Origin of the sequence: Microbacterium sp. 22215 (assembly GCF_052045655.1) — a bacterium.
Classification (GTDB): Bacteria; Actinomycetota; Actinomycetes; order Actinomycetales; family Microbacteriaceae; genus Microbacterium; species Microbacterium phyllosphaerae.
On record NZ_JBQEPC010000012.1, the window covers coordinates 54,721 to 77,009 of the forward strand.

General features: G+C 67.7%; 17 protein-coding genes. 7 read left to right on the forward strand and 10 right to left on the reverse strand.

The genetic code is table 11. The annotated features are described in order from the left end of the window. The first annotated feature begins 23 nt into the window (after nucleotides 1–23). Nucleotides 24–629, forward strand: a complete 606-nt coding sequence (locus tag ACTJKH_RS16665; RefSeq protein WP_440737847.1) for a helix-hairpin-helix domain-containing protein — start codon at nucleotides 24–26, stop codon at nucleotides 627–629. Nucleotides 630–678: 49 nt separating this feature from the next. Here the strand turns inward: ACTJKH_RS16665 and ACTJKH_RS16670 are convergent, their stop codons facing one another. From ACTJKH_RS16670 to ACTJKH_RS16680, 3 genes are read right to left on the reverse strand one after another with little or no spacing between them, the layout of a single operon-like run. Further along, on the reverse strand, nucleotides 679–1,953 hold the full coding sequence (locus ACTJKH_RS16670) for an NAD(P)/FAD-dependent oxidoreductase (protein WP_440737848.1): 1,275 nt from the start codon (nucleotides 1,951–1,953) through the stop codon (nucleotides 679–681). Further along, on the reverse strand, nucleotides 1,946–3,502 hold the full coding sequence (locus tag ACTJKH_RS16675) for a cryptochrome/photolyase family protein (protein ID WP_440737849.1): 1,557 nt from the start codon (nucleotides 3,500–3,502) through the stop codon (nucleotides 1,946–1,948). The genes ACTJKH_RS16670 and ACTJKH_RS16675 overlap by 8 nt, the downstream gene beginning before the upstream one ends. 52 nt (nucleotides 3,503–3,554) lie before the next feature. Next, a complete protein-coding gene (locus ACTJKH_RS16680; RefSeq protein ID WP_440737850.1) occupies nucleotides 3,555–4,598 on the reverse strand; it encodes a hypothetical protein in 1,044 nt (347 codons plus the stop codon). A gap of 285 nt (nucleotides 4,599–4,883) precedes the next feature. On the opposite strand from ACTJKH_RS16680, the gene ACTJKH_RS16685 reads away from it, so the two are divergent. Both ACTJKH_RS16685 and holA read left to right on the forward strand, forming a co-directional pair. After that, nucleotides 4,884–7,175 carry a ComEC/Rec2 family competence protein gene (locus tag ACTJKH_RS16685; RefSeq protein ID WP_440737851.1) on the forward strand — a complete coding sequence of 764 codons (2,292 nt, stop codon included), beginning with the start codon at nucleotides 4,884–4,886 and terminating at the stop codon, nucleotides 7,173–7,175. A gap of 40 nt (nucleotides 7,176–7,215) precedes the next feature. Continuing rightward, complete coding sequence (holA, locus tag ACTJKH_RS16690; protein WP_259162766.1) at nucleotides 7,216–8,253, forward strand: DNA polymerase III subunit delta; 1,038 nt, start codon at nucleotides 7,216–7,218, stop codon at nucleotides 8,251–8,253. A gap of 177 nt (nucleotides 8,254–8,430) precedes the next feature. Here holA and rpsT read toward each other — a convergent pair whose 3' ends face one another. After that, the gene (gene rpsT / locus ACTJKH_RS16695) at nucleotides 8,431–8,691 is read right to left on the reverse strand and encodes a 30S ribosomal protein S20 (protein ID WP_053096545.1); all 261 of its coding nucleotides are present in this window, start codon (nucleotides 8,689–8,691) and stop codon (nucleotides 8,431–8,433) included. A 32-nt stretch (nucleotides 8,692–8,723) separates the two neighbouring features. On the opposite strand from rpsT, the gene ACTJKH_RS16700 reads away from it, so the two are divergent. Continuing rightward, a complete protein-coding gene (locus ACTJKH_RS16700) occupies nucleotides 8,724–10,307 on the forward strand; it encodes an MFS transporter (protein WP_440737852.1) in 1,584 nt (527 codons plus the stop codon). Here ACTJKH_RS16700 and ACTJKH_RS16705 read toward each other — a convergent pair. The 5 genes from ACTJKH_RS16705 to ACTJKH_RS16725 all read right to left on the reverse strand — a co-directional run bounded on the left by ACTJKH_RS16705 (nucleotide 10,225) and on the right by ACTJKH_RS16725 (nucleotide 16,772). Further along, nucleotides 10,225–11,025 (reverse strand): alpha/beta fold hydrolase, encoded by an 801-nt coding sequence (locus ACTJKH_RS16705; RefSeq protein ID WP_440737853.1) that lies wholly within the window; start codon nucleotides 11,023–11,025, stop codon nucleotides 10,225–10,227. The genes ACTJKH_RS16700 and ACTJKH_RS16705 overlap by 83 nt on opposite strands. An 85-nt stretch (nucleotides 11,026–11,110) precedes the next feature. Continuing rightward, nucleotides 11,111–12,820 carry an ABC transporter family substrate-binding protein gene (locus ACTJKH_RS16710; RefSeq protein WP_440737854.1) on the reverse strand — a complete coding sequence of 570 codons (1,710 nt, stop codon included), beginning with the start codon at nucleotides 12,818–12,820 and terminating at the stop codon, nucleotides 11,111–11,113. A 117-nt stretch (nucleotides 12,821–12,937) separates the two neighbouring features. After that, nucleotides 12,938–14,869: an ABC transporter ATP-binding protein gene (locus ACTJKH_RS16715; RefSeq protein ID WP_440737855.1), complete on the reverse strand. Its 1,932-nt coding sequence runs from the start codon at nucleotides 14,867–14,869 to the stop codon at nucleotides 12,938–12,940. Further along, nucleotides 14,866–15,789 carry an ABC transporter permease gene (locus ACTJKH_RS16720; RefSeq protein WP_440737856.1) on the reverse strand — a complete coding sequence of 308 codons (924 nt, stop codon included), beginning with the start codon at nucleotides 15,787–15,789 and terminating at the stop codon, nucleotides 14,866–14,868. Before ACTJKH_RS16720 ends, ACTJKH_RS16715 begins: the two co-directional genes overlap by 4 nt. Beyond that, nucleotides 15,789–16,772: an ABC transporter permease gene (locus tag ACTJKH_RS16725; protein WP_210098207.1), complete on the reverse strand. Its 984-nt coding sequence runs from the start codon at nucleotides 16,770–16,772 to the stop codon at nucleotides 15,789–15,791. Before ACTJKH_RS16725 ends, ACTJKH_RS16720 begins: the two co-directional genes overlap by 1 nt. Nucleotides 16,773–17,012: 240 nt before the next feature. Between ACTJKH_RS16725 and lepA the strand changes: the two genes are divergently transcribed. The 3 genes from lepA to hemW all read left to right on the forward strand — a co-directional run bounded on the left by lepA (nucleotide 17,013) and on the right by hemW (nucleotide 20,826). Further along, a complete protein-coding gene (gene lepA / locus ACTJKH_RS16730; RefSeq protein WP_440737857.1) occupies nucleotides 17,013–18,866 on the forward strand; it encodes a translation elongation factor 4 in 1,854 nt (617 codons plus the stop codon). A gap of 72 nt (nucleotides 18,867–18,938) precedes the next feature. Then, on the forward strand, nucleotides 18,939–19,592 hold the full coding sequence (locus tag ACTJKH_RS16735; protein WP_259162760.1) for a DUF1990 family protein: 654 nt from the start codon (nucleotides 18,939–18,941) through the stop codon (nucleotides 19,590–19,592). 16 nt (nucleotides 19,593–19,608) lie between these two features. After that, the gene (gene hemW / locus ACTJKH_RS16740) at nucleotides 19,609–20,826 is read left to right on the forward strand and encodes a radical SAM family heme chaperone HemW (RefSeq protein ID WP_440737858.1); all 1,218 of its coding nucleotides are present in this window, start codon (nucleotides 19,609–19,611) and stop codon (nucleotides 20,824–20,826) included. A 15-nt stretch (nucleotides 20,827–20,841) separates the two neighbouring features. On the opposite strand, the gene ACTJKH_RS16745 is transcribed toward hemW, so the two are convergent. Continuing rightward, the gene (locus ACTJKH_RS16745) at nucleotides 20,842–22,257 is read right to left on the reverse strand and encodes a carboxylesterase/lipase family protein (RefSeq protein ID WP_440737859.1); all 1,416 of its coding nucleotides are present in this window, start codon (nucleotides 22,255–22,257) and stop codon (nucleotides 20,842–20,844) included. Between the last annotated feature and the right edge of the window lie 32 nt (nucleotides 22,258–22,289).

Genomic DNA, 22,289 nt, shown 5'->3' on the forward strand with positions numbered 1-22,289 from the left:
GATCGCTCGCCTAGCGTGGCGGGATGCCCGATTCTCCGCCTCCGCCGACGTCTTCGCCGCGCCGGTTACGGCTGAGCATCGGAGCGGCGATCGTACTGGCTCTGGTCGTGCTGTCGGCGGCCGTCGGACTCGGGCTGATGAGAGGACAGGCGGCGCCGGCCGAATCGGTGCCGCTGGCGACGGATGCTTCGGCTGACGGCGGGGGCACCACGGGCGAGCTCTACGTGCATGTGCTCGGCGCTGTCGAGCATCCGGGCCTCTACGTCCTCGAGCTCGATGCGCGACTGGTCGATGCGGTCGCGGCCGCCGGAGGTACCACCGACGACGCAGACCTCGCCGCGATCAACCTCGCGCGCGTGCTCGAGGACGGCGAACAGATCATCGTGCCGACCGTCGGGGCTGCGGCGGATGTCCCGGGGGCTGTGGCGCCTTCGGACGACCGTATCGACCTCAACGCGGCGGACCAGGCCGCACTCGAGACGCTGCCGCGCATCGGCCCTGCGCTCGCGGAGCGGATCATCGCCTGGCGCGACGAGAACGGACGATTCCAGTCCGTCGACGACCTGCTGGCCGTCCCGGGGATAGGGGAGAAGCTGCTCGCCGGCATCCGAGACGGTGTGCGGGTGTGAGGCGCGACCTGCGGGGCCCTGTCCAGGCGTCTTCCCGAGCGGGGCATCGTCAGCCGTGAAGCGACGTGCCGCTGCTCGTCAACCGTGTGTCAGTGAGGATCGCGCGCGCGGCGCGTTCGCCAGACGTGAGAGCCCCTTGAATAGAGGCGGTGCCTCGATGGTCCCCTGCGATGTACAGACGCTCGGCATAGCGTGGCGATCGCGGTGCGCTGAGAGGCGCGGGTTGAGCCGGGAGCGCATGGGGGATGTCGTCGCGCCGCATCAACTCCCACGCGCTGATGTCCGCACCCCAGATCTCCCTCAGGTGGCGGCGGACGTCGACCTCCGCGGCGGGGTCGCCACCGCGCGGCAGAAGGCACGTCGCGGCGATGAGGTGACGCCCGGCCGGCACGTACGAGGGCACAGTGTGCGTCATCACGACGGTGTTCACGACGGGGCCTCGGCCTCGGCCGTCAACGGTCAGCAGCGCGGATCCGGTCGGTGGTTCGGCAGCAGCGAACCACCATGTCTGCAGGCCGTTCGTCGTCGGCGCGGGAAGCCCCGTGAGACCGGCGACATCGTCGGGGCCGACCGCGAAGACCACCCGGGATGCGACGACGGGGTCGCCGTCGCTCAGCTCCACCCTGAAATTCTCTCCGAGCGCCGTCATGCGTTCCACGCGGGCGCCGAGACGGATGTCGGTTCCCGCCGTCCGCGCATGCGCGGCAAGCTGCTCGGGGACCGCAGCGATCCCTTGTGCCGGCAGGCCGGGGCGGCCCAGCGCGAAGTACCGCACAAGCAGCCGGGCGAATGCGTTCGACGTCTCTCCTCGGCCCTCCGCCAGGACCCCGGCGAGGAACGGCTCGATCACTGCGGTGCGGAGCGGGCCGCGTAGCCCCGCGGCCTCCCACCCTTCGCGCAGGGAGACATCGTTCCGCGCGAGTTGCGCGAGCGGACGCACGAACGCCGGCGCGGCCCAGCGGGCCAGCGCGACGGCATCCCAGCCGCTCACCAGGCCGCTGCGCAGCGACGCGGCGATCGACGACGGGTACCGAAGCGGATGTCTCAGCTCGGCCATCCCGTCCGTCGTGCGCACACGCACACCCACCGGGAAGCTCCCCAGCGCGAGTGCGTCGAGATCGATGCTGCGCCGCACCGCAGGGTAGGCCGGATTGAGCACCTGAAATCCGCGATCCAGACGGAAGCCGTCCATGATGTCGGTGCGCTGGCGTCCTCCGACCGTTTCCGCAGCCTCGAGGACGACGACATCGAGCCCGCGCGCGGAGAGCAGCCCGGCACAGCGGAGCCCCGCCAGACCGGCGCCGACGACGATCACATCATGCATTCGCGACGACCTCTCCTCGGCGGATCGCCGCAGCGCGCCGGCCGATCGCGGTGCGTTCATCGTCGTCGATCCGATCGACGTTGCGCACCTGCAGGGCCATGCGCGGGTTCGCGGAGAGAGCATCTTGGTGGCGCATCAGAAAATCCCAGTAGAGAGTGGTGATCGGGCAGGCATCCGCTCCGACGCGTTTCTTCGGATCGAATCGGCAAGTGCGGCAGTGCGGGCTCATCCGCGAGATGTAGGCACCGGACGCCACGTAGGGTTTGCTCCCCATGAGGCCGCCGTCGGCGAACTGGCTCATGCCCAGGGTGTTGGGCAGTTCCACCCACTCGACCGCGTCGACGTAGACCGCGAGGTACCAGGCGTGCACTTCCGCCGGTTCGATCCCGAGGAGCAGGGCGTAGAGACCGGTGACCATCAGCCGCTGGATGTGATGGGCATAGCCGTTCTCCAGCGTGGTGCTGATCGCGTCGGCCATGCACGCCATCGAGGTGTCGCCCGTCCAGTACCAGTCAGGCAGCGGTTCATGCGCGTCCAACGCGTTGCGGCGGGCATACCCCGGCATCTGAGTCCAGTAGATTCCGCGGACGTACTCGCGCCATCCGAGAATCTGCCGGATGAAGCCCTCGACTGACGGCAGCGGTGCACGTCCGTCGCGATAGGCGGCCTCGGCTGCGGCCACGACCTCGCGCGGGTGGAGGAGCTTCAGGTTCATGGCGGCGGACAGATGAGCGTGCCACAGCCACGGCTCGCCGGGCCACTGGGCATCTTGGAAGTCTCCGAACCACGGCAGGCGCTCGTCGATGAAGAGCGCGAGGGAGTCGAGCGCCTGGGAGCGAGTGACCGGCCATGCGAACGTGTCGAGGCGACCGGGGTGGTCGGCGAAGCGCTCGCTGACCAGCGTGAAGACGTCGCGGGTCATCTCATCCGGTGCGAACACCGCTCTCGGCGGCACCATCCCGGGGCCCTGCGCCGGAAAGGCCTTGCGGTTCTCGGCGTCGTAGTTCCACGCACCGCCCTCGGGCTTCCCGTCCGGCGTCATGAGGATACCGAAGCGCTGACGTTGCTCCCGGTAGAAGTACTCCATCCGCAACGTGCTCCGCTCGTTCATATGAGCGGCGAACTCGCTCACCGTGCAGAAGAAGTGGCGGTCCTCACGGATATCGAGGTGGATGCCGGCATCCGCCGCCACCTGTCGCAACGATTCGAGCACGCGCCAATCGCCGGGAGCGGTCATCCGAAGCGATGCGGGAGCCAGTCGCGCGATATCGGCGGCGAGCTGATCGCCGAGCGTGCCGCGATTGCCCGGATCGTCGAGCGACGTGTAGTGCACCTCTCGTCCCTCGGCGCGCATTTCTGCTGCGCAGTGGCGCATCGCCGACAGGAACAGCGCGGTTCGCGGTTTGCTGCTCCAGACGTGAGTGGATTCCTCAGCGACCTCAGCCATCCATACCGCGTCCCGACGCGGATCGAACCCGTCGAACCCGCTGGCCTCGAGATCGAGCTGGTCGCCGAGCACGATCACCAGATTGCGCAGCGTCCGCTCCATGGCACCAGCGTACGACGGGATGCCGGTGGGCGGACGCTCGGGGGCGGGCGCCCTACTCCGCGGACATGCAGGCCGAGGTGAGCGTCATCCGGATGAGCCCGTCGATGCTCGTCGTATCGCGGATGGTCATGCGTTCCACGGGGGCTGTCTCGCTGTACCTGATGTCTTCCTGCATCGCTCTGTCCGACTCATACCCGGCGTCGTCCCAGACACCGAGGATCTGCGTGACCGATCTCGCGTTGTCGTCTGTGCGGAAGGCGAGGCCCACGTGGTGCTGCATACCCGGTCCCTCGGCGCAGGAAACGGGATCCGGTGTCGTCGCCGGTGCATCGAGCGGGGCACCCGCCGCATCGATGGGAGTCCCCACTGTCGCGGCGAACGAGTCATCGAGGAGCCGACGGATCTCCGCGTCCACCTCGTTCGGTGTGAGAACCTCCACCGGCTCGGTCGGCTCCGAGGTCTCCGGACGAGCGCTCAGGCTGGTGTTCGCGTACCCGCAGCTCGGCCGGCGGTCAGCGATCACCGGGAGCTCGAGTGTGACGCGGCTGCCGGTCGGATTCGGTCGGTACTCCACGATCAGTGCCCCGCCGTCCACGGCCGCTCCATAGTCGCCCGCAGCGAAGGGCTGATGCGCGTTGTTCCCCGAGGTCCGCGCCATCGGTGAGGCGACGATCGGACCGTCCTGCCGGTAGACCGTTCCCCTCGATCCCATCAGCAGCGAACGCTCGACCACGACGTATCCGGTGTCGCAGCCATCGTCGATCAGTGTCGTCATCGTGACGTCGATGCTCCACAGCGTCGAGAATCCCGCTCCGAGGGCAGCGACGGCCGCGCCGAGGATCCCGAGGATCTTGAACGGCAACATCCAGGTCGGTGATGAGACGCTCACCAAGCCCATCACGAGCGCGACGGACGCGATGAGCATGGCTGCGCTGAGGAGGATCTGGTCGTCGAGCGGGCCGATGAGTACGGACGCGGTGCCCGCGGAGAGCCAGTCGACGGCGATGACCGCGACCGCGACCGCGGTCGCACATGCGAACATCCAGCCCGCGATTCGGACCAGCCGTCGCTGGGGGCGGTCAGAGATCTGCATCACTTCCGAAGCCTACGGTGCACGCAGCTCCGTCGACGCCGTACTCAGCAGTCTCTCGGCCAGCACGGCTCGGGTCCACACGCGGGTGTCGAGCAGCTGGAGAGCTGCACCGCTCGTGGTGGCGCGCTCCACTTCTGCACAGGGGGAGGCGCGGCACGTCTGTCCACGGTCGGTGGGTCTCTGTCGGGGAGACAGCTGCGCGAGCCCTTAGGTTGCCCTGATGCGAGGGTCCGCGAAGAGTACGAGCATCCGATGGGTGCTCGTCGTGATGCCTGACGGCGTGCGCGGGTGAGGCGGGATCTGCGCCTTCTGCCCGTCGCCGGGGGAGTGTGGGCGGCCGCGCTGCTGTGCGTGTTCATCCCTGCCGCGGCGGGATGGTGCGCGCTTGCGGGTGGAATCGGTGCGGTCATCGTGTGTGCGGTCGTGCTGAGACGTGCAGACCGTGCGGCGTCGCGTGCTGCGCTGGTGGTCGTCATGCTCGCGGCGGCCGCGGCGGTTTCGCTCACTGCGATGTCGTCGCTGCCGGGGCGGGCGGGGGCGGCATCCTGGGATGGGCGGGTGGTCGCGGCGACGGGGGAGGTCACCTCCTCGGCGTCGATCGGCCGGGACGGGCGCCTCTGGATGGAGGTGCAGGCCACCGGGATCGGATCGCCGGGTGCGGTGCGGGCGGCGTCGGCGCCCGTGCGCATCGGCATCGATCCGGCTGACGGCTTCGACCTCGGCGCGACGGTGAGCGTCACGGGCGAGGCCGAGGCGACAGAACCGGGGGAGCGGGCGGCGCTCGTGGTGTTCGCGAGCACCGCGAGCGTCGAGACACCCGCGTCGGGGGTGTTCGCCGTGGCGGCAGATGTCCGGAGCGCATTCATCGAGCGCTCGTCGCGGCTCCCCGAGCCGGGTGCGGGGCTCCTGCCCGGGCTGGCCGTCGGCGACACCCGAGCGGTGCCGGCGGAGTTGAACGACGACATGCGCACCAGCGGGCTCAGCCACCTGACCGCGGTCTCCGGCGCGAACTGCGCGATCGTCGTCGGAGCCGCGTTCTGGCTCGCAGGTCTGTGTGGGGCGGGCCGGGTACTCCGGGTCGTCTCCGCCGCCCTCGTGCTCGCCGGATTCGTCGTGCTCGTCACCCCGGAGCCGAGCGTGATCCGTGCCGCGGTGATGGCAGGGGTGACGATGCTGTCATTGCTTCTCGGGCGTCCGAGTGCAGGAGCGGGGATGCTCGCGCTCAGCGCCGTCGGCATCCTGATCGCCGACCCCTGGCTTGCGTCGACGCCGGGATTCGCTCTGTCGGTCGCCGCATCGGGAGCGCTGATCATGCTCGCTCCCTCTCTCGCGCACGGTCTCGGGCGCTGGATGCCACAGTCGCTGGCTCTCGCGATCGCCGTGCCGACGGCCGCGCAGCTCGTGTGCGGTCCGGTGATCGCCCTGTTCGCCGAGCAGCAGTCGATGGTCGGACTCGTGGCGAACCTCCTGGCGGCGCCGGCCGCCCCGATCGCCACGATCATCGGGTTGCTCGCCTGCCTCGCGGCGCCGGTGCCCGCCGTCGCCGATCTGCTGGCGGCATCCGCGTGGCTTCCCGCCGCGTGGATCGCCGAGACCGCGACAATCACCGCACGGCTCCCGTTCGCGCAGCTCGTGATGCAACCGGGGATACCGAGTGCATTCCTCGTCGCTCTCGTGAGTGCCGCGATCGGCGTCGTCCTGGTCGACGGATTCCGCCGGAGGGCGATCATCCGGGTCGGGGCGGGAGCGGTTCTCGCGGTCGTGCTCGCCCTGGGCGGTGCCCACGTGGTCCTCAGCGGCCCCCTCGCGAGTGCGACCGGCCCGGACGGCTGGTCGATCGCCGCGTGCGACATCGGCCAGGGCGACGCGCTTCTCATCCGCTCGGAGGGGCGGATCGCCCTGATCGACACTGGTCCGGATCCCGAGCCCCTCGCGGCCTGTCTGCGGGCGCTCGGCATCGATCACATCGATCTGCTGGTGCTCACGCACTTCGATCTCGATCACGTGGGTGGTGTGGAGGCGGTCCAGGGGAGAGTCGGTTCGGTCCTTCACGGCCCCACGGCAGAGGGCGGAGACGAGCGGATGCTGCAGCGCCTCGCCGACGGAGGGGCGACGCTCTCTCCGGCGTGGGCAGGTCAGCGAGGCGACCTCGGTGCAGCATCCTGGCAGGTGCTGTGGCCGCAGCGGAGGTCGACGGCGTTCCCGCCGGGAAACGATCTCAGCGTCGTTCTCGAGGTCGGCGGCGGCGATGTCCCGCGATCCCTCTTCCTCGGGGATCTGTCGGCCGAGGGGCAGCGGATGCTGGAGCGCACCGCGCATATCCGGGGCCGGTACGCGGTGGTCAAAGTCGCCCATCACGGAAGCGCCGACCAGGATGCCCAGCTCTACGCCGATCTTCATCCGCTCGTGGCGCTGTTCAGCGTCGGGGTCGACAACGATTACGGCCATCCTCGCGAGGAGACTCTCGCCTCGCTCGCGGCCACGGGCGCCCGTGTGCTGCGCACAGACCGACAGGGGCGGCTCCTCGTCGGTCTGCACGACGGAGAACTGCAACTGTGGACCGAGAAGCAGCCGCCATGACCGCGAGATCGACGTCGGCGGCCCCCAGTAGGCTGAATGCATGGCTGTTTCTCGTACCCCCTCCCGCGGCGGTGCCAAGGCGGCCAAGATCGCGCAGGTCTCCTGGCGAGAGCCGCGTCCGGCGCCCGTGGTGCTCGTCTTCGGTCCCGAAGAGGTCTGCGCCGAACGAGCGATCGCAGGCGTCCGCGACTACCTGCGCGCCGAAGATCCGGCTCTCGAGGTCACCGACGTCCGCGCCGATGACTACGCGCCGGGCACCCTCCTCTCGCTCACGTCACCGTCCCTCTTCGGAGAGCCGCGTCTCGTGCGTGTCTCGGGAGTGGAGAAGTGCTCGGATGCCTTCCTGCAGGAAGCCGTGTCGTACCTCGATCACCCGCAGGAGGGCGCGACCGTCATCCTTCGGCATACCGGTGCCAGCGTCCGCGGCAAGAAGCTGCTCGATGCGCTGCGCTCCGGCACCGGTGACGGCATCGAGATCCCGTGTCCCGCGATCAAGCGCGACAGTGATCGCGTCGACTTCGCGGCGGGGGAGTTCAAAGCCGCCAAGAAGCGCATCGCACCCCCTGCGCTGCGCGCTCTGGTGTCGGCCTTCGCCGACGACCTGACTGAGCTCGCGGCCGCCTGCCAGCAGCTGATCGGCGACGTCGAGGGCGACATCACCGAAGACGTCGTCACCAAGTACTACGGCGGCCGTGTCGAGGTGTCGGCGTTCGTCGTCGCCGACACGGCCATCGCCGGGCGTTACGGCGAAGCTCTGGTCGCATTGCGCCACGCACTCGCCTCCGGTGCCGATCCCGTTCCCATGGTCGCCGCTTTCGCGATGAAGCTGCGCACCATGGCCAGGGTCGCCGGAAACCGCGAGCCCAGCCGTCAGCTCGCCCAGCGACTCGGGATGAAGGACTGGCAGGTCGATCGCGCGAAGCGTGATCTCGCCGGATGGAACGAGCGGTCCCTCGGTATGGCGATCCAGGCGACCGCGCGCGCCGACGCCGAGGTCAAGGGTGCATCGCGTGATCCGGTCTTCGCCCTCGAGCGCATGCTCACGGTGATCGCCACTCGGCAGCCGTTCGGGGAGTGACCTCGCCGCCGCATCAGCGGCACCGTTCGCGGAGTGTGCCTCGCGTCGCGTTTCGACCTGGGCTCGCCGAGACGTCACCGACCGGCGTGCGACACGAACGCTGACTGGTCGGAGCGTACGAAAGAGCCCGCCCCGCGAACGGGACGGGCTCTTGTCACACCCTCAAGCGGGATCGGCTCAGAGAGCGGAAACCTGCTTGGCGATGGAGGACTTGCGGTTCGCAGCCTGGTTCTGGTGGATGACACCCTTGCTGACGGCCTTGTCGAGCTTGCGGGAAGCAGCCTTCAGAGCAGCCTCGGCTGCAGCCTTGTCACCGGAGACGACAGCGGCGCGGGTCGCGCGGATGTGCGTCTTCAGCTCGCTCTTCACGGCCTTGTTGCGCTCGTGAGCCTTGTCGTTGGTCTTGTTGCGCTTGATCTGCGACTTGATGTTTGCCACGTGTGGACGCTTTCTGTACGGAGTTGTTAGGAATGCCGGCAGAAGAAGAGGGCTTCCACGCGGCGGTCGTGAGGGAAGAACCCACACGCAAGCCAAGAACCAACTCTACCAGCATCCGGGCTGTTCGCCCTAAACGGCACCTCGGGTGTGCGAGACGACCGGACGACACGGTCACCGGAGATGGACACTCGGTCGCGCGCCGAGTGGCACTGGGTGCACAATCATCAGTATCCCGACATCCTCGTCGCGACGCAGACGTCAAGGAGCGACATGAGCCCTGCCCTCCCGCCCCGTTCTCTCTTCGCCGCGAAGATCCCTCCGGCGGCGAAGCGGTGAGCGTCCTGAAGCGGGTCGGCGCCCGATGGATGACGGTGTTCACCCTCGCGTGGCTGGCGATCTGGACCGTGCAGCTGACTCCGGTGCAGCTGCTGCTGCCTCTGCAGCTCAACACCTCGGATGACGACTGGATCAGCGGGGTCGTGTCGTCCGGTTTCGTGCTCGGTATCGGAGGGCTGGCGGGAATCATCGCCGGCCCTGTCGCGGGCGCGCTCTCCGATCGTGCGGGCATCGGACGGCGACGACGCCGTCCCTGGGCGATCGGCGGGGTCATCCTCACGGCGGTGTTCCTCGTCGTCACGGGGTTCAGCGAGGGGCCGTGGGCCGTCGGAGGAGCCTGGGTCGGCGTGACGATCGGTGTGGCCGTGTCGTCCGCCGCCTTCACCGCCCTCATCGCCGACCAGCTTCCCGCGACCCAGCGCGGAGCAGCATCCGCAGCCGTGGGCTCGAGCCAGGCGGTGGGGATCGTGCTCGGCGTCGGCCTGGTCGTTCTCCTCGGCCTCGGGATCCGCGACGGCTACCTCCTGCTCGCCGCGCTGATCGCCGTGATCGGTACGGGAGCGGCGTTGATCCTGCCGGACCCGCCCGCGCCCGTCGAGCCCGCGCCGGTCGCACCGGCATCCGTCATGAACGACCGACGGCTCCTGGCATCTTTCCGCGACCGCGATTTCGCCTGGATGCTGTGGGGGCGCCTGGTCACGAACATCGGGAATGCGCTCGGCACCGCTCTGTTCCTCTTCTTCCTGCTCCATGGGCTGCACCAGGAATCGGTCGTGGCTCAGGACAATCTGCTCCTGCTGATCGTCGTCTACACGCTGTTCGTCGTGCTCGCGTCGGTGCTCACAGGCATCGTGTCGGACCGCACCGGCAACCGCCGCACGCTCACGATCCTCGCGACACTGGTGCAGGCGGCCTCGGGTGTCGTGATCGCCGTCGTGCCGACGTTCGAGGCGACGATGATCGCCGCCGCACTCATGGGTCTCGGCTACGGCGCGTTCTCGACCGTCGGCCTGGCGTTCGCCGCCGACCTGCTGCCCGACGAGAAGGACCACGCTCGGGATCTCGGGATCGTCAATGTGACGGCGGCGCTCGGTCAGCTGATCGGTCCGGTGCTCGGCGCGGGCCTCGTCGCCCTCGTCGGCGGGTTCTGGCTCGTCTTCGTGGCTGCCGCCGTGCTGTCGCTCGTCGGCGGCGCGCTCACGGCTCTGGCGAGGCAGCCCGCTCGTCCGAGCCAGGATCGGGAACTGTCCCAGGACCACGCTCAGCCGCAGGAGCCGTGAGCCCGGCGTCGATCGTCGCGACGGCCAGCCGGATGACAGCATTGAAGACCTGCGGGCGCATCGCGGTGACGAGGTGCGTCGTGCGGGGTACGACGATCAGCTCGGCGTGCGGGGCGAGCCGCTGGAACAGCGTCTCGTTCACGCGCAGCTGATCCCACTGGCCGTTGACGAACCAGAGCGGCACCCGGATGCGGGCGACGGCCGTCGCGAGGTCGAGCGCTGAGAGGTTGCGCAGTGCGGTGTCCTGCGTGTCCAGCGCATAGCCGCCTGCCGCGAAGTCGGATCGTGTGTCCGCGGGGATCGTGGCCTCGAGGATCCGCTCCGTGAGCCACATGCCGCGGTCCGGCAGGCGATCCACGGCCCTCGCTATCGCACGGTAGGCCGCGAGCCCGGCGCCCCGGGGGAGCGACGTGCACGACGCCGCGATGAGACCTGCGACCGGCGGCGTCTGCGCGCCCCCGACGTACGCGAGCGAGAGCAGGCCGCCCATCGAATGCCCGACGAGCAGTACGGGTCCTCGCGTCGCGGCGTCTCGGACCGCCGCATCGATCGTGTGCAGCGCCTCGTGCAGAGTGAAGTCCTCCGCCATCCGCGTCCCGTGACCGGGGAGGTCGACGGCGGTGGCGGCGATGCCCTGCTCCTCGAGGAATGCGAGCTGCGACCGCCACATGGTCGCAGACGTGCGGATGCCGTGCACGAAGACGATCTGGACGCTCACGCGTTCAGCATAGAGAAAGCGGGGCCGGTGGATGAACCACCGACCCCGCTTCCCAAAGAACTGATCGAGTCAGCCTTCGGAGGAATTACTTCTCGTATCCCACGTTCTCCACCGGCGTGATGCCGAAGAGGTCGAGACCCACGTAGGGCTCGGGCGTGAGGTTGGCGAGGCCTTCCTTGACGGTCCAGATCTCCGGGCCGTTGAGGACCGGGATGATGCCCCAGGTCTTCGCGAAGATCTCGGACTCCATCTCCATGGCCTTCTTGGTCTGCTCGACCGGGTCGGAGATCGTCTCCAGCTCCTCGTGGATCATCTTGTCGATCTCCGGCGTGCCGGTGCCCGACAGGTTCAGGCCGCTGTCCGAGCAGTACAGCTGGCAGAACCAGGCGGCACCGAACGGGTCGGACGACGTGAAGTTGAGGAAGAAGATGTCACCGTTCTGCGTGGTGTAGTCCTCGGCGAAGTCGGCAGACGGACGCGTGTCGATCGTGACCTCGACGCCGATCTCCTTCAGCTGCTGCTGCACGGCCAGCGAACGGGCGCGTGCGGTCTCCGTGTCGGAGTGGACCGGGAAGACGAGCGACAGACGCACGCCGTCCTTCTCGCGGACGCCGTCAGAACCGGCGACCCAGCCGGCGTCATCGAGGAGCTTGTTGGCGCCTTCGGTGTCGCCGTCCTTGCGACCGGCCTCTTCCAGAGCGTTCACGTAGTCGGGCTGGAACGAGAACAGCGTGAGCGAACCCGCGGGCTCCTCGGTGTAGTTCAGGCCGTTGAAGACGATGTCCTTGACCTGCTCGATGTTGATCGCCTCGAAGACGGCCTTGCGCACGTCGAGCTCCGCGAGAGCGGGGTTCGACGAGTTGAGCGTGAAGATCGCGTTCGCGGTCGCCTGACCCTTGTAGGTCTTGACGCCGTCGAGACCCTCGACCTGAGCGAGAAGCTCGGCGCTGCCGGTCTCGGCCATGTCGACCTCGCCGTTGCGCAGAGCGTTGACCGCAGCGGTCGGCTCCATCTGGATGAAGGTCACCTTGTCGAGCAGCGGAGCGTTGCCCCACCACTTCTCGTTCGGGACGAGAGTGACGACGCCGCCGGTCTTGTCGAAGTCCTCGACCGTGTAGGGGCCTGCGGCCCACTCCGGGTGCCAGTCACCGAGGAACGCGGTGTTGAACAGCTCCGGGGTGTTGACCGCGGGGTGCAGCAGCTGCGAGTAGACCATCTCGGGCCAGGCGAACTCGCCCTTGAAGGTGACGATGACGTCGCGGTCGTTCTCGCCGGCCTCGACGGACTCGATCTCCTTCCAGCCGTCGGTGGCGTTGGGCTGGTACGCCTCGTTCGTGCCGTTGTTGGCTTCCCAGGTGGCCTTGAACGCGGTGACGTCGATCGGGGTGCCGTCGTTCCAGACAGCCTTCTCGTTCACCTTGAAGTGCAGGACGGTCTTGCCGTCTTCGACACCGAAGGAGTAGTCGTCGAGGTAGGCGTCGTTCTTCTTGACAGTGCCGTCAGGATCCATGAGCAGGATCTGCGGGCGGAACCACGTGCCGATCTGGGTGACGCGGGCGTCGCCGTCGCTGTGGAAGTAGTTCAGCTGCTCGGCGATGTTCGAGACGGGGATGCGGAGTTCGCCACCTTCAGCGAGGTTCTCACGGGGCTGCGGGTTGTAGTCCGCGCCTTCGACCGTCTGAGGCGTGTCGCCGTTGCCGTTGCCGCTGTCGCCTGCCGGTGCACACCCGCTCATGACGAGTGCGAAGGCGGCGCCGAGAGCAGCGATGCCCATCAGCTTCTGATGCCGTTTCATGGTACTCCTTAGTGCCTGTCGGCCTTACTTGGGATAGGGGCAGACTAACCCCGCATCTCGCGGGCGAAACCCCTGCGACACGGAACCGTTATCGGACCGTGCACATCGGCGCACAGGTCAGCCGGCCGCCACGGCCTCGGCGTCGAAACCCTCCACGGGGAGGATGATGCGCTCGCGAGTGCGCTCGACGTCGGGATCCGGGATCGGGATCGCCGACAGCAGCGCCTTCGTGTAGGGATGCTGCGGATCGTCGAACACCTGATCGACGTCGCCGTGCTCGACGAAGGAGCCCTTGTACATGACCGCGACGCGATCGGCGATGTGCCGGACCACGGACAGATCGTGCGCGACGAAGAGGTACGACAGGCCGAGCTTGGCCTTGAGCTCGTCGAGGAGGTTGATCACGCCGGCCTGGATCGAGACATCCAGAGCAGACACCGGCTCGTCGAGGACCACGATCTTCGGGTTGGTCGACAGCGCGCGGGCGATGCCGATGCGCTGACGCTGGCCACCCGAGAATGCCTGCGGGAATCGATCGCTGTGCGCCGGGTCGAGACCGACGAGCCCCATGAGCTCCTCGACGCGGTCGAACACGTCGTCCTTGCTCATCCCGATCGCGAACATCGGCTCAGCGATGATGTCCCAGACCGTCATGCGGGGGTCGAGCGCGCCCATCGGATCCTGGAAGACGATCTGCAGGTCGCGGCGGAGCTTGCGCTCCTCCGCGCGGTTCTTGATGTCGGCGACACTGGTGCCGCCGATCCTGATGTCGCCGTCCTCCTGCGCCACGAGATCCATGATCTGCAACAGAGTCGTCGTCTTGCCGCTGCCGGACTCTCCGACGATCGCGAGGGTCTCTCCCTGGCGGATGTCGAAGCTGATGCCCTTGACCGCGTGGACCTCGCCGACCTTACGCTTGAACACGGCGCCCTTCATGAGGGGGAACGACTTGTTCAGGTTGACGGCCTCGAGGGTGATCGGGCGATCCTCGCGCGGCACCTTGGCGAGGGTGCTCTCGGGGATCTCGGGGATCGGGAACACCGGCAGGCCGCCGATCTTCCCGTCGTCGTCGATGTCGTTCGCACGGATGCAGGCGACCGAGTGATCGGTGTGACCGCTCGTGGTGACGGGCAGCAGGTCCGGTTCGCGCTCACGGCACGCGTCGATCGCGATCGGGCAACGAGCGGCGAACGGGCATGCATCCGGCAGGTTGATCAGGAGAGGCGGATTCCCCTTGATCGGGATCAGCGGGACCTTCTCGGACTTGTCGACGCGGGGGATGGCTCCGAGGAGCCCGATCGAGTAGGGCATCCGGGTGCGGTAGAAGAGCTCGCGCACCGGTGCCTGCTCGACGGGCTTGCCCGCGTACATCACCAGGACGTCGTCGGCGGTCTTCGCGACCACGCCCATGTCGTGCGTGATGATGATCATCGCCGCGCCGGTCTCCTCCTGCGCCTTCTCCATCAGCTCGAGGATCTGGGCCTGGATGGTGACGTCGAGCGCGGTCGTCGGCTCGTCGGCGATGATCAGCTTGGGGTTGTTGGCCATCGCGATCGCGATCACGACGCGCTGGCGCATACCGCCGGAGAACTCGTGCGGGAACGCCTTCATACGGCGCTCCGCCTCAGGGATGCCGACGAGGTTCAGCAGCTCGACGGAGCGATCCCAGGCCTCCTTCTTCGAGAGCTTGCGGTGCACGGTGAGCGCTTCGATGAGCTGGTCGCCGATCGTGAACACCGGCGTGAGCGAGGTGAGCGGGTCCTGGAAGACCATCGCCATGCCGTTGCCGCGGATCACCGACAGCTGCTTGTCGGACTTGCCGAGCAGCTCCTGGCCGTCGTAGACGATGGATCCGGTGACCTTGGCGTTGTCGTCGAGCAGACCCATGATCGCGAGCGACGTGACGGACTTGCCGGAACCGGACTCGCCCACGATGCCGAGGGTCTTGCCCTCCTCGAGGTCGAACGAGACGCCACGGACGGCGTCGACACGACCCGCTTCGGACGGGAAGCTGACCTTGAGGTCTCGGACGGAGAGAACAGTACTCATGCGCGACCTCCAGCCGCCGAGGTCGGATCGAGGGCGTCACGCAGACCGTCGGCGATGAGTGCCATCGAGACGGTGAGCAGCGTCAGCGCCGCCGCGGGGAAGTAGAACAGCCACGGCGCGCTCACGAGCGTGCTCGAGCCGTATCCGATCAGCGCACCGAGCGACACGTCGGGCAGTTTCACACCGAATCCGAGGAACGACAGCGCGGTCTCGGTCAGCACGGCCGAGACGACACCGAGGGTGAAGTTGATCACGAGCAGCGAACCGATGTTCGGCAGCATGTGGCGGACCACGATACGCATGCCCGACAGGCCTGCGTAGCGAGCGGCGTGGACGTACTCGCGCTCACGGATCGAGAGTGAGAGCGTCCAGATGATCCGGGCGGGGAAGAACCAGCCCACGATGAAGATCATCACGAGAGAGATGACGAGCCAGTTCCCACCGGCGTCATTCGAGATCATCGCCAGGATCAGGAAGTTCGGGACGACCATCATGAAGTGGATGATCGCCAGCATGATCCGCTCGTACCGACCGCCGAAGTAGGCGGCCGTCGCTCCGACGAGCGCTGACACGACCGTGGTGCCGATCGCGACCAGAGCGGCGATCATCATGGACCGCTGCAGGCCGACGGCGACCTGGGCGAAGTTGTCGTTTCCCGATCCGTTGGTGCCGAACCAGTGTTCGGCCGACGGTGCCTGACGCAGCGCGAGGAAGTCCAGGTCCGTGTGCGAGTACGGGGCGATGAGGGGCCCGACGATCGCGAAGACGACGAGCAGGGCCAGGATGACGACGCCGATCACCGCGCCGCGGTTGCGCATGAACCGACGCGTGTAGAGCGTCAGCATCGAGGTGCGCTTGCGGTTCTTCGGTGTCTCGGGGACGGCGATCTCGGGGGAGACCCCGATGGATTCCAGGGACATCAGCTCACCCGCACTCTCGGATCGAGGACGACCACCGCGACATCGGCGAGGATGGCGCCGATCGCGGTCATCAGGGCGCCGAACGCCGCGACCGCGACGACGCCGTGGACGTCGTTGTTGTTCAGTGTGTCGAGGAAGTACTTGCCCATGCCGTTCCAGTTGAAGATGCGCTCGGTGATGACCGCGCCGGTGAACACGAGAGGGATCGTGAAGGCGACCTGCGTGGCCACGGGGATCAGCGACGTCCGGAGAGCGTGCTTGCGGATCGCCTGCTGCTTGGTCAGTCCCTTGGCCCGTGCTGTGCGCACGTAGTCGGCCTTGATGTTGTCGAGCAGCAGCGAGCGCTGCAGGAAGTGGATCGATGCGTATCCCGTGAGTACGAGGCCGAGAGTGGGCAACGTCAGATGTTGGAGCACGTCGAGAAGGACCGGGAAGAAGCCCTCGACGCCTTGGCTGGAAGAGCCGGTCACGTAGAACACCGTGGTTCCGACCGCGTTGTTGAAGTTGATCGCGAGGAGCACCAGGGCGAAACCTGCGACGACGGTCGGGATGTTCATCGTGATGATGCTGGTGCCCTGGCCGATGCGGTCGGCGAGCTTGTACTGGCGGGACGCGGTGTAGACGCCCAGCGCGATGCCGAGGATGGTCGTGATGATGGTTGCTCCGAGAACCAGCTCGGCGCTGACCCAGACCCGGTAGGCGACCTGCTCGTTGACGGATTCGCCGGTGGGTCCGAGGCCCCAGTCCCAGCGGAAGATGATTCCCGAGAACCAGGTCCACCACCGCTCGATGAGAGGGACCGACTCGCTGAGGTTGCGAGGACGCAGAAGATTGTCGATCTGCTCGGCGGAGAGCGGGGGGCGCCGTCCGACGTAGTTGTTCTCCGGGTCGAGGTACAGCCACGCGAGGAAGTAGGTGATGTTCGTCGCGATGACGATCATCAGCACCCATCCCAGCAGGCGGCGCAACAGATACTTGATCAAGGTGATGATTCTTTCTCTTTTACAGACGCGCGCGGGATCCGCCGACGCAACGCTGAGCCGGGAAGACAGTCAATCACCATCAGCCGATCTGCGCGACACGACGCCTGCACTTGGTCTGTGACGGAGTCTTATCGCTCACGGGATCCGGTGTCACGGATTGCTCCCGGGCAACCTCGGCAGAATATCACCGGATCGAGCGAATCGGGCATTAGCGGTGCCTCACCGTAGAATCATCTGGACATGTCACCACGCGCCCTCACCCCTCTTCAGCCTGCCGCGACGCCTGCGAAGCAGATCCGCAATTTCTGCATCATCGCGCACATCGATCACGGCAAGTCGACCCTCGCCGACCGCATGCTCCAGATCACCGGCGTGGTCTCGGACCGTGACATGCGCGCCCAGTACCTCGACCGCATGGACATCGAGCGCGAGCGTGGCATCACTATCAAGAGCCAGGCCGTGCGGATGCCGTGGGAGATCGAGGGGGAGACCTTCGCTCTCAACATGATCGACACTCCCGGCCACGTCGACTTCACGTACGAGGTGTCCCGGTCGCTCGCGGCGTGCGAGGGAGCGATCCTGCTCGTCGACGCGGCACAGGGCATCGAGGCACAGACGCTGGCGAACCTGTACCTCGCTCTCGAGAACGACCTGCACATCATCCCGGTCCTGAACAAGATCGACCTGCCGGCGGCCGACCCCGAGAAGTACGCGAAGGAGCTGGCATCCCTCATCGGCGGCAAGCCCGAAGACGTGCTGCGCGTCTCGGGCAAGACCGGTGCAGGGGTCGAGGAGCTGCTCGACCGCCTGGTCAAGGAGATCCCGGCACCCGTCGGCGACGCCGACGCACCTGCCCGAGCCATGATCTTCGACTCCGTCTACGACGCCTACCGCGGTGTCGTCACCTACGTCCGCATGATCGACGGCAGCCTGTCGCCCCGCGAGCGCATCCAGATGATGTCCACGGGGGCAACGCACGAGGCGCTCGAGGTCGGCGTGTCGAGTCCGGAGCCGGTGCCCACCAAGGGGCTGGGCGTCGGCGAGGTCGGCTACCTCATCACCGGCGTGAAGGACGTGCGGCTCTCCAAGGTCGGCGACACCGTCACGACGGCGCGCAGGCCGGCGAACGAGGCCCTCGCCGGTTACACCGATCCCAAGCCGATGGTGTTCTCGGGGGTCTATCCGATCGACGGCAGCGACTACGCGGAGCTCCGCGAGGCGCTCGACAAGCTCAAGCTCTCCGACGCCTCACTGCAGTACGAGCCTGAGACCTCGGTCGCCCTCGGTTTCGGCTTCCGCTGCGGGTTCCTCGGGCTCCTCCACCTCGAGATCATCACCGAGCGTCTCGAGCGCGAGTTCGGTCTCGACCTCATCACCACCGCTCCCAGCGTGATCTACGAGGTCCTCACCAGCGACACGGGGGAGACCGTGACGGTGACCAACCCGAGCGAGTACCCCGACGGCCGCATCGGCTCGGTGTCGGAGCCGATGGTGAAGACGGCGATCCTGCTGCCGAAGGACTACGTGGGCACGGTGATGGAGCTCTGCCAGTCGCGCCGCGGATCGCTGCTGGGCATGGAGTACTTCTCGGAGGAGCGCGTCGAGCTCCGCTACATGATGCCGCTCGGTGAGATCGTCTTCGACTTCTTCGACCAGCTCAAGTCCAAGACCCAGGGCTATGCCTCGCTCGACTACGAGCCCGCCGGACAGCAGGAGGCGGATCTGGTCAAGGTCGACATCCTGCTGCAGGGCGACAAGGTCGACGCGTTCAGCTCGATCGTGCACCGCGACAAGGCCTACGCCTACGGCACGCTGATGACGGAGCGACTGCGCAAGCTGATCCCTCGCCAGAACTTCGAGGTGCCGATCCAGGCCGCCATCGGCGCCAGGATCATCGCCCGCGAGACGATCAGGGCGCTGCGCAAGGACGTGCTCGCCAAGTGCTACGGCGGTGACATCAGCCGCAAGCGCAAGCTCCTCGAGAAGCAGAAAGAGGGCAAGAAGCGCATGAAGATGGTGGGCCGCGTCGAGGTTCCCCAGGAGGCGTTCATCGCCGCACTCTCGGGAGATGTCGAGGGCAAGGAAAAGAAGTAGCAGCCCTCGGGTCGGGTCGTTCCCGGCGCGTACAGGGTGATCGTCCAGGCAACGGGAAGTAGGCTCGAAATCATGCGGCGCGGGACTTTCCGAGACGACACGGTGGACTATGCGGCCGTGGGTGCGACCCACGCGCCCGATCTGATGCAGTATCCGCCGGAGCGCAGCATCCCGGCGGAGAACTCCTGGCGGATCGGCAGCGGCATCGAACGCTTCCAATCCGCCGGCGAATCGCTCCTGACCTGGACGGCGCAACGCGCCTCGGGTTTGACAGTCGAAGATGTCCGCCCGGCACCGGGCCCCGCATACGCCGGCGTGAGCTTCGATGCGGAGGGCACGCCCATCGCCCCGAGCAAGAACGACGTCGAGCAGCGTTTCGACGCCGAGGGCACGCCCTTCGCAGGCCCCGGAATGACCCTGCGTCTGCACGGGCGTGTGAGCGGGATGCGGGCGGATGCCGAACTCCGTGTGATCTCGGTCACCGAAGAGAAGCGCCGCATCGGATTCGTTCTGGGCACGGTCGGCGGCTCCGTCGTGCGCGGTGAGGAATCCTTCGACATCGACTGGCGTGAGGACAACGACGAGGTGTGGTTCTCGGTGCGCGCGTTCGATGCGCCGAACTCGCTGCTGTACCGCGTCGTCCCCGCGCTCGTGAAGCGCCGCCGCCGGGAGCTGTTCGCACGCTACCTGCGCGCGATCTCGCCGCTCTACGCGACTCCGGTCTGATGGCCGCAGTTCTCTGATGGCCGGTCCCCTTCCCCTGGGCGATCCGGCACCGGCAGACGGACGCCTTCCGTCCGATCTCGCGATCGACCCGGCTGTGCCGTTCTCGGCCTATCTGCACGTCCCCTTCTGCCGGGTGCGCTGCGGCTACTGCGATTTCAACACGTACACGTCCGGCGAGCTTCGCGGCGCGAAGCAGGAGGACTACGCCTCGACCTTGATCACCGAGATCGACCTGGCGCAGCGCGTTCTCGCGGATGCGGGCGCGCTGCGACCGATGGACACCGTGTTCTTCGGCGGAGGCACCCCGACTCTCCTCCCCGCGGGCGATCTCGCCCGGATGCTCGGTGCGGCGACCGACGCGTTCGGCCTGGTGGCCGACGCCGAGGTCACGGTCGAGGCCAACCCCGACACGGTGACGCCCGCGGTCGCCCGCACACTCGCGGACGCCGGTGTGACCCGACTGTCGATCGGCATGCAGTCGGCGGTGCCGCACGTGCTTGCGGCGCTGGATCGCACCCATCGCCCCGAGAACGTGACGACGGCGGTCGCCGCGGCGAAGGACGCAGGCCTCGCCGTGAGCGTCGACCTCATCTACGGCGCCCCCGGTGAGTCGCTCGGCGATTGGGAGGCGTCGCTCGATGCGGCGCTCGCACTCGAATCGGACCACATCTCGGCGTACGCGCTGATCATCGAGGACGGCACGAAGCTCGCGCGGCAGATCCGCCGTGGCGAGGTGCCGACGCCGGACGACGACCTGCAGGCCGACATGTACGAGCTCGCCGATGCGCGTCTCGCAGCGGCGGGCTTCGACTGGTACGAGATCAGCAACTGGTCGCGCACTGTGGAACAGCGCTCGCGACACAACCTCGCGTACTGGCGGGGGAGTGACTGGTGGGGCTTCGGCCCCGGCGCGCACAGCCACGTCGCTGGGCTCCGGTGGTGGAACGTGAAGCACCCGGCCGCCTATGCGCAGCGTCTCGCCGCCGAGGAGTCGCCGGCCGCCGGAACCGAGCGTCCCGATGCGGAATCGAGGACCCTCGAGCGCGTCCTGCTGCTGAGCCGCATCCGCGAGGGGATCGCGGTCGCCGACCTGCAGCCGGACAAGCGCGCGCGTGTCGCCGGCCTGATCGCCGACGGCCTCGTCGACCCCGCCGCCGCGGTGCGCGGGCGCGTGCAGCTCACGCTTCGTGGACGTCTGCTCGCCGACGCGGTGGTGCGTGAGCTCACGGACTGACCTCGGGTCGGATGGCTAGGGAAGCAGGTCGAGCGCCTCGGTGCGTCTCTGCACGACGGTCGAGCTCTCGGCGTCGAACAGGCGGGTCATCCGCTCGGGGCCGAACTCCGGCCACCCGGGGTCGCCGGTCTTGATGAACGAGATCCATGCTCCGTGCATCTCGTCCGCGAGTCTCTGCGGAGCATCCTGTCCGGCGAGCCGCTGCGCCTCGGGATCGCCGAGGCGATCGAACACGAAGCCGAGCTCCAGGGCGTGCGCCGCACGCAGGTCGCGGACAGTGCTCTGCCAGGCGAATTCGTAGACGTACGTCGGCGCGGTGCGGGCCCTGGCCAGTCGGGTCAGCGGTGCGCGCAGCATGATGTCCGTCGCGAGCTGGCCGAAGATCTCGCCGGTGGAGGCACCGGGGAAGGTCGATCGATAGGCCGCGAGCGCCTTCCGCGGGATCCGCAGAGCGAGTCGTGCGAGCAGGAGCTTCGCCTCGCTGATTCCGGCCAGCGCAGCCGGAGGAAACCAGAGTCGGTATTCATCGGTGTTGCTTCCGATGAGCAGGGGAATATCCGTGTCGGCGAGCACCTCGTGGGGCGAGCGAGGCAGCGACTCGGCGTCCACGGCGAACTGGAATCCGGGCGCCCCACCCAGCGGAGACGAGCCGGAGGACTGCTGTCGTCGCGCATGCAGCAGCTTCGCGGGAGATGCTCCGAGGAAGCTCGCGCGGTCGGTCCTGATGCCGAGCCGCTTGGCGAGCTGCGCCGTGACGCGCCCGGCCTTCTTCGCGGTCTGCGCCTCGAGTGGTCCGGATTCGATGATCGCCCGCGCGATGAGCTCTCGCGAGGAGTCGACGGCGAGCAGACCGGCGACGATGGCGCCGCCGGCGGATTCGCCCATCACGGTGATCTGCGAGGGATCGCCGCCGAATGACGCGATCTCCTCGTGCACCCAGGCGAGTCCCGCGGCGGCATCCTGGAGTCCCAGATTCCGGGGAGCCCCCGTGAGAACCGAGAAGCCCTCGGATCCCAGGCGGTAGTTGATCGAGGCGAACACGATGCCCGCCCGAGCGAATCCGGATCCGTCGTACAGGGGGAGCGCGGCGGTGCCTCGCTCGAGTGCGCCACCGTGGATCCAGAGGACGACCGGTGCACCGTCGGCGTCGTCCGGAGCCCAGACGTTGACCGAGAGGATCTCGTCTCCGGGAATCTCGACCGAACCGAGCAGATCGCCGATGGCGCCGGGGTACGGATGCTGAGGAGCGGTCGGTCCGAAACTCACCGCGTCGCGAACGCCTTCCCACGCGGGAGCCGACTGAGGAGCCCGGAAGCGGTTCAGCCCGAACGGGGCTGCGGCGTACGGGATTCCGAGGTACCGGTGCACCCCGCCGACAGTCTCGCCGCGCACGATTCCGGTGGACACGGTGACCTGCGGCGCGACACTCATACCCGTCATCGTAGGGGGATCAGCGCGGCGCC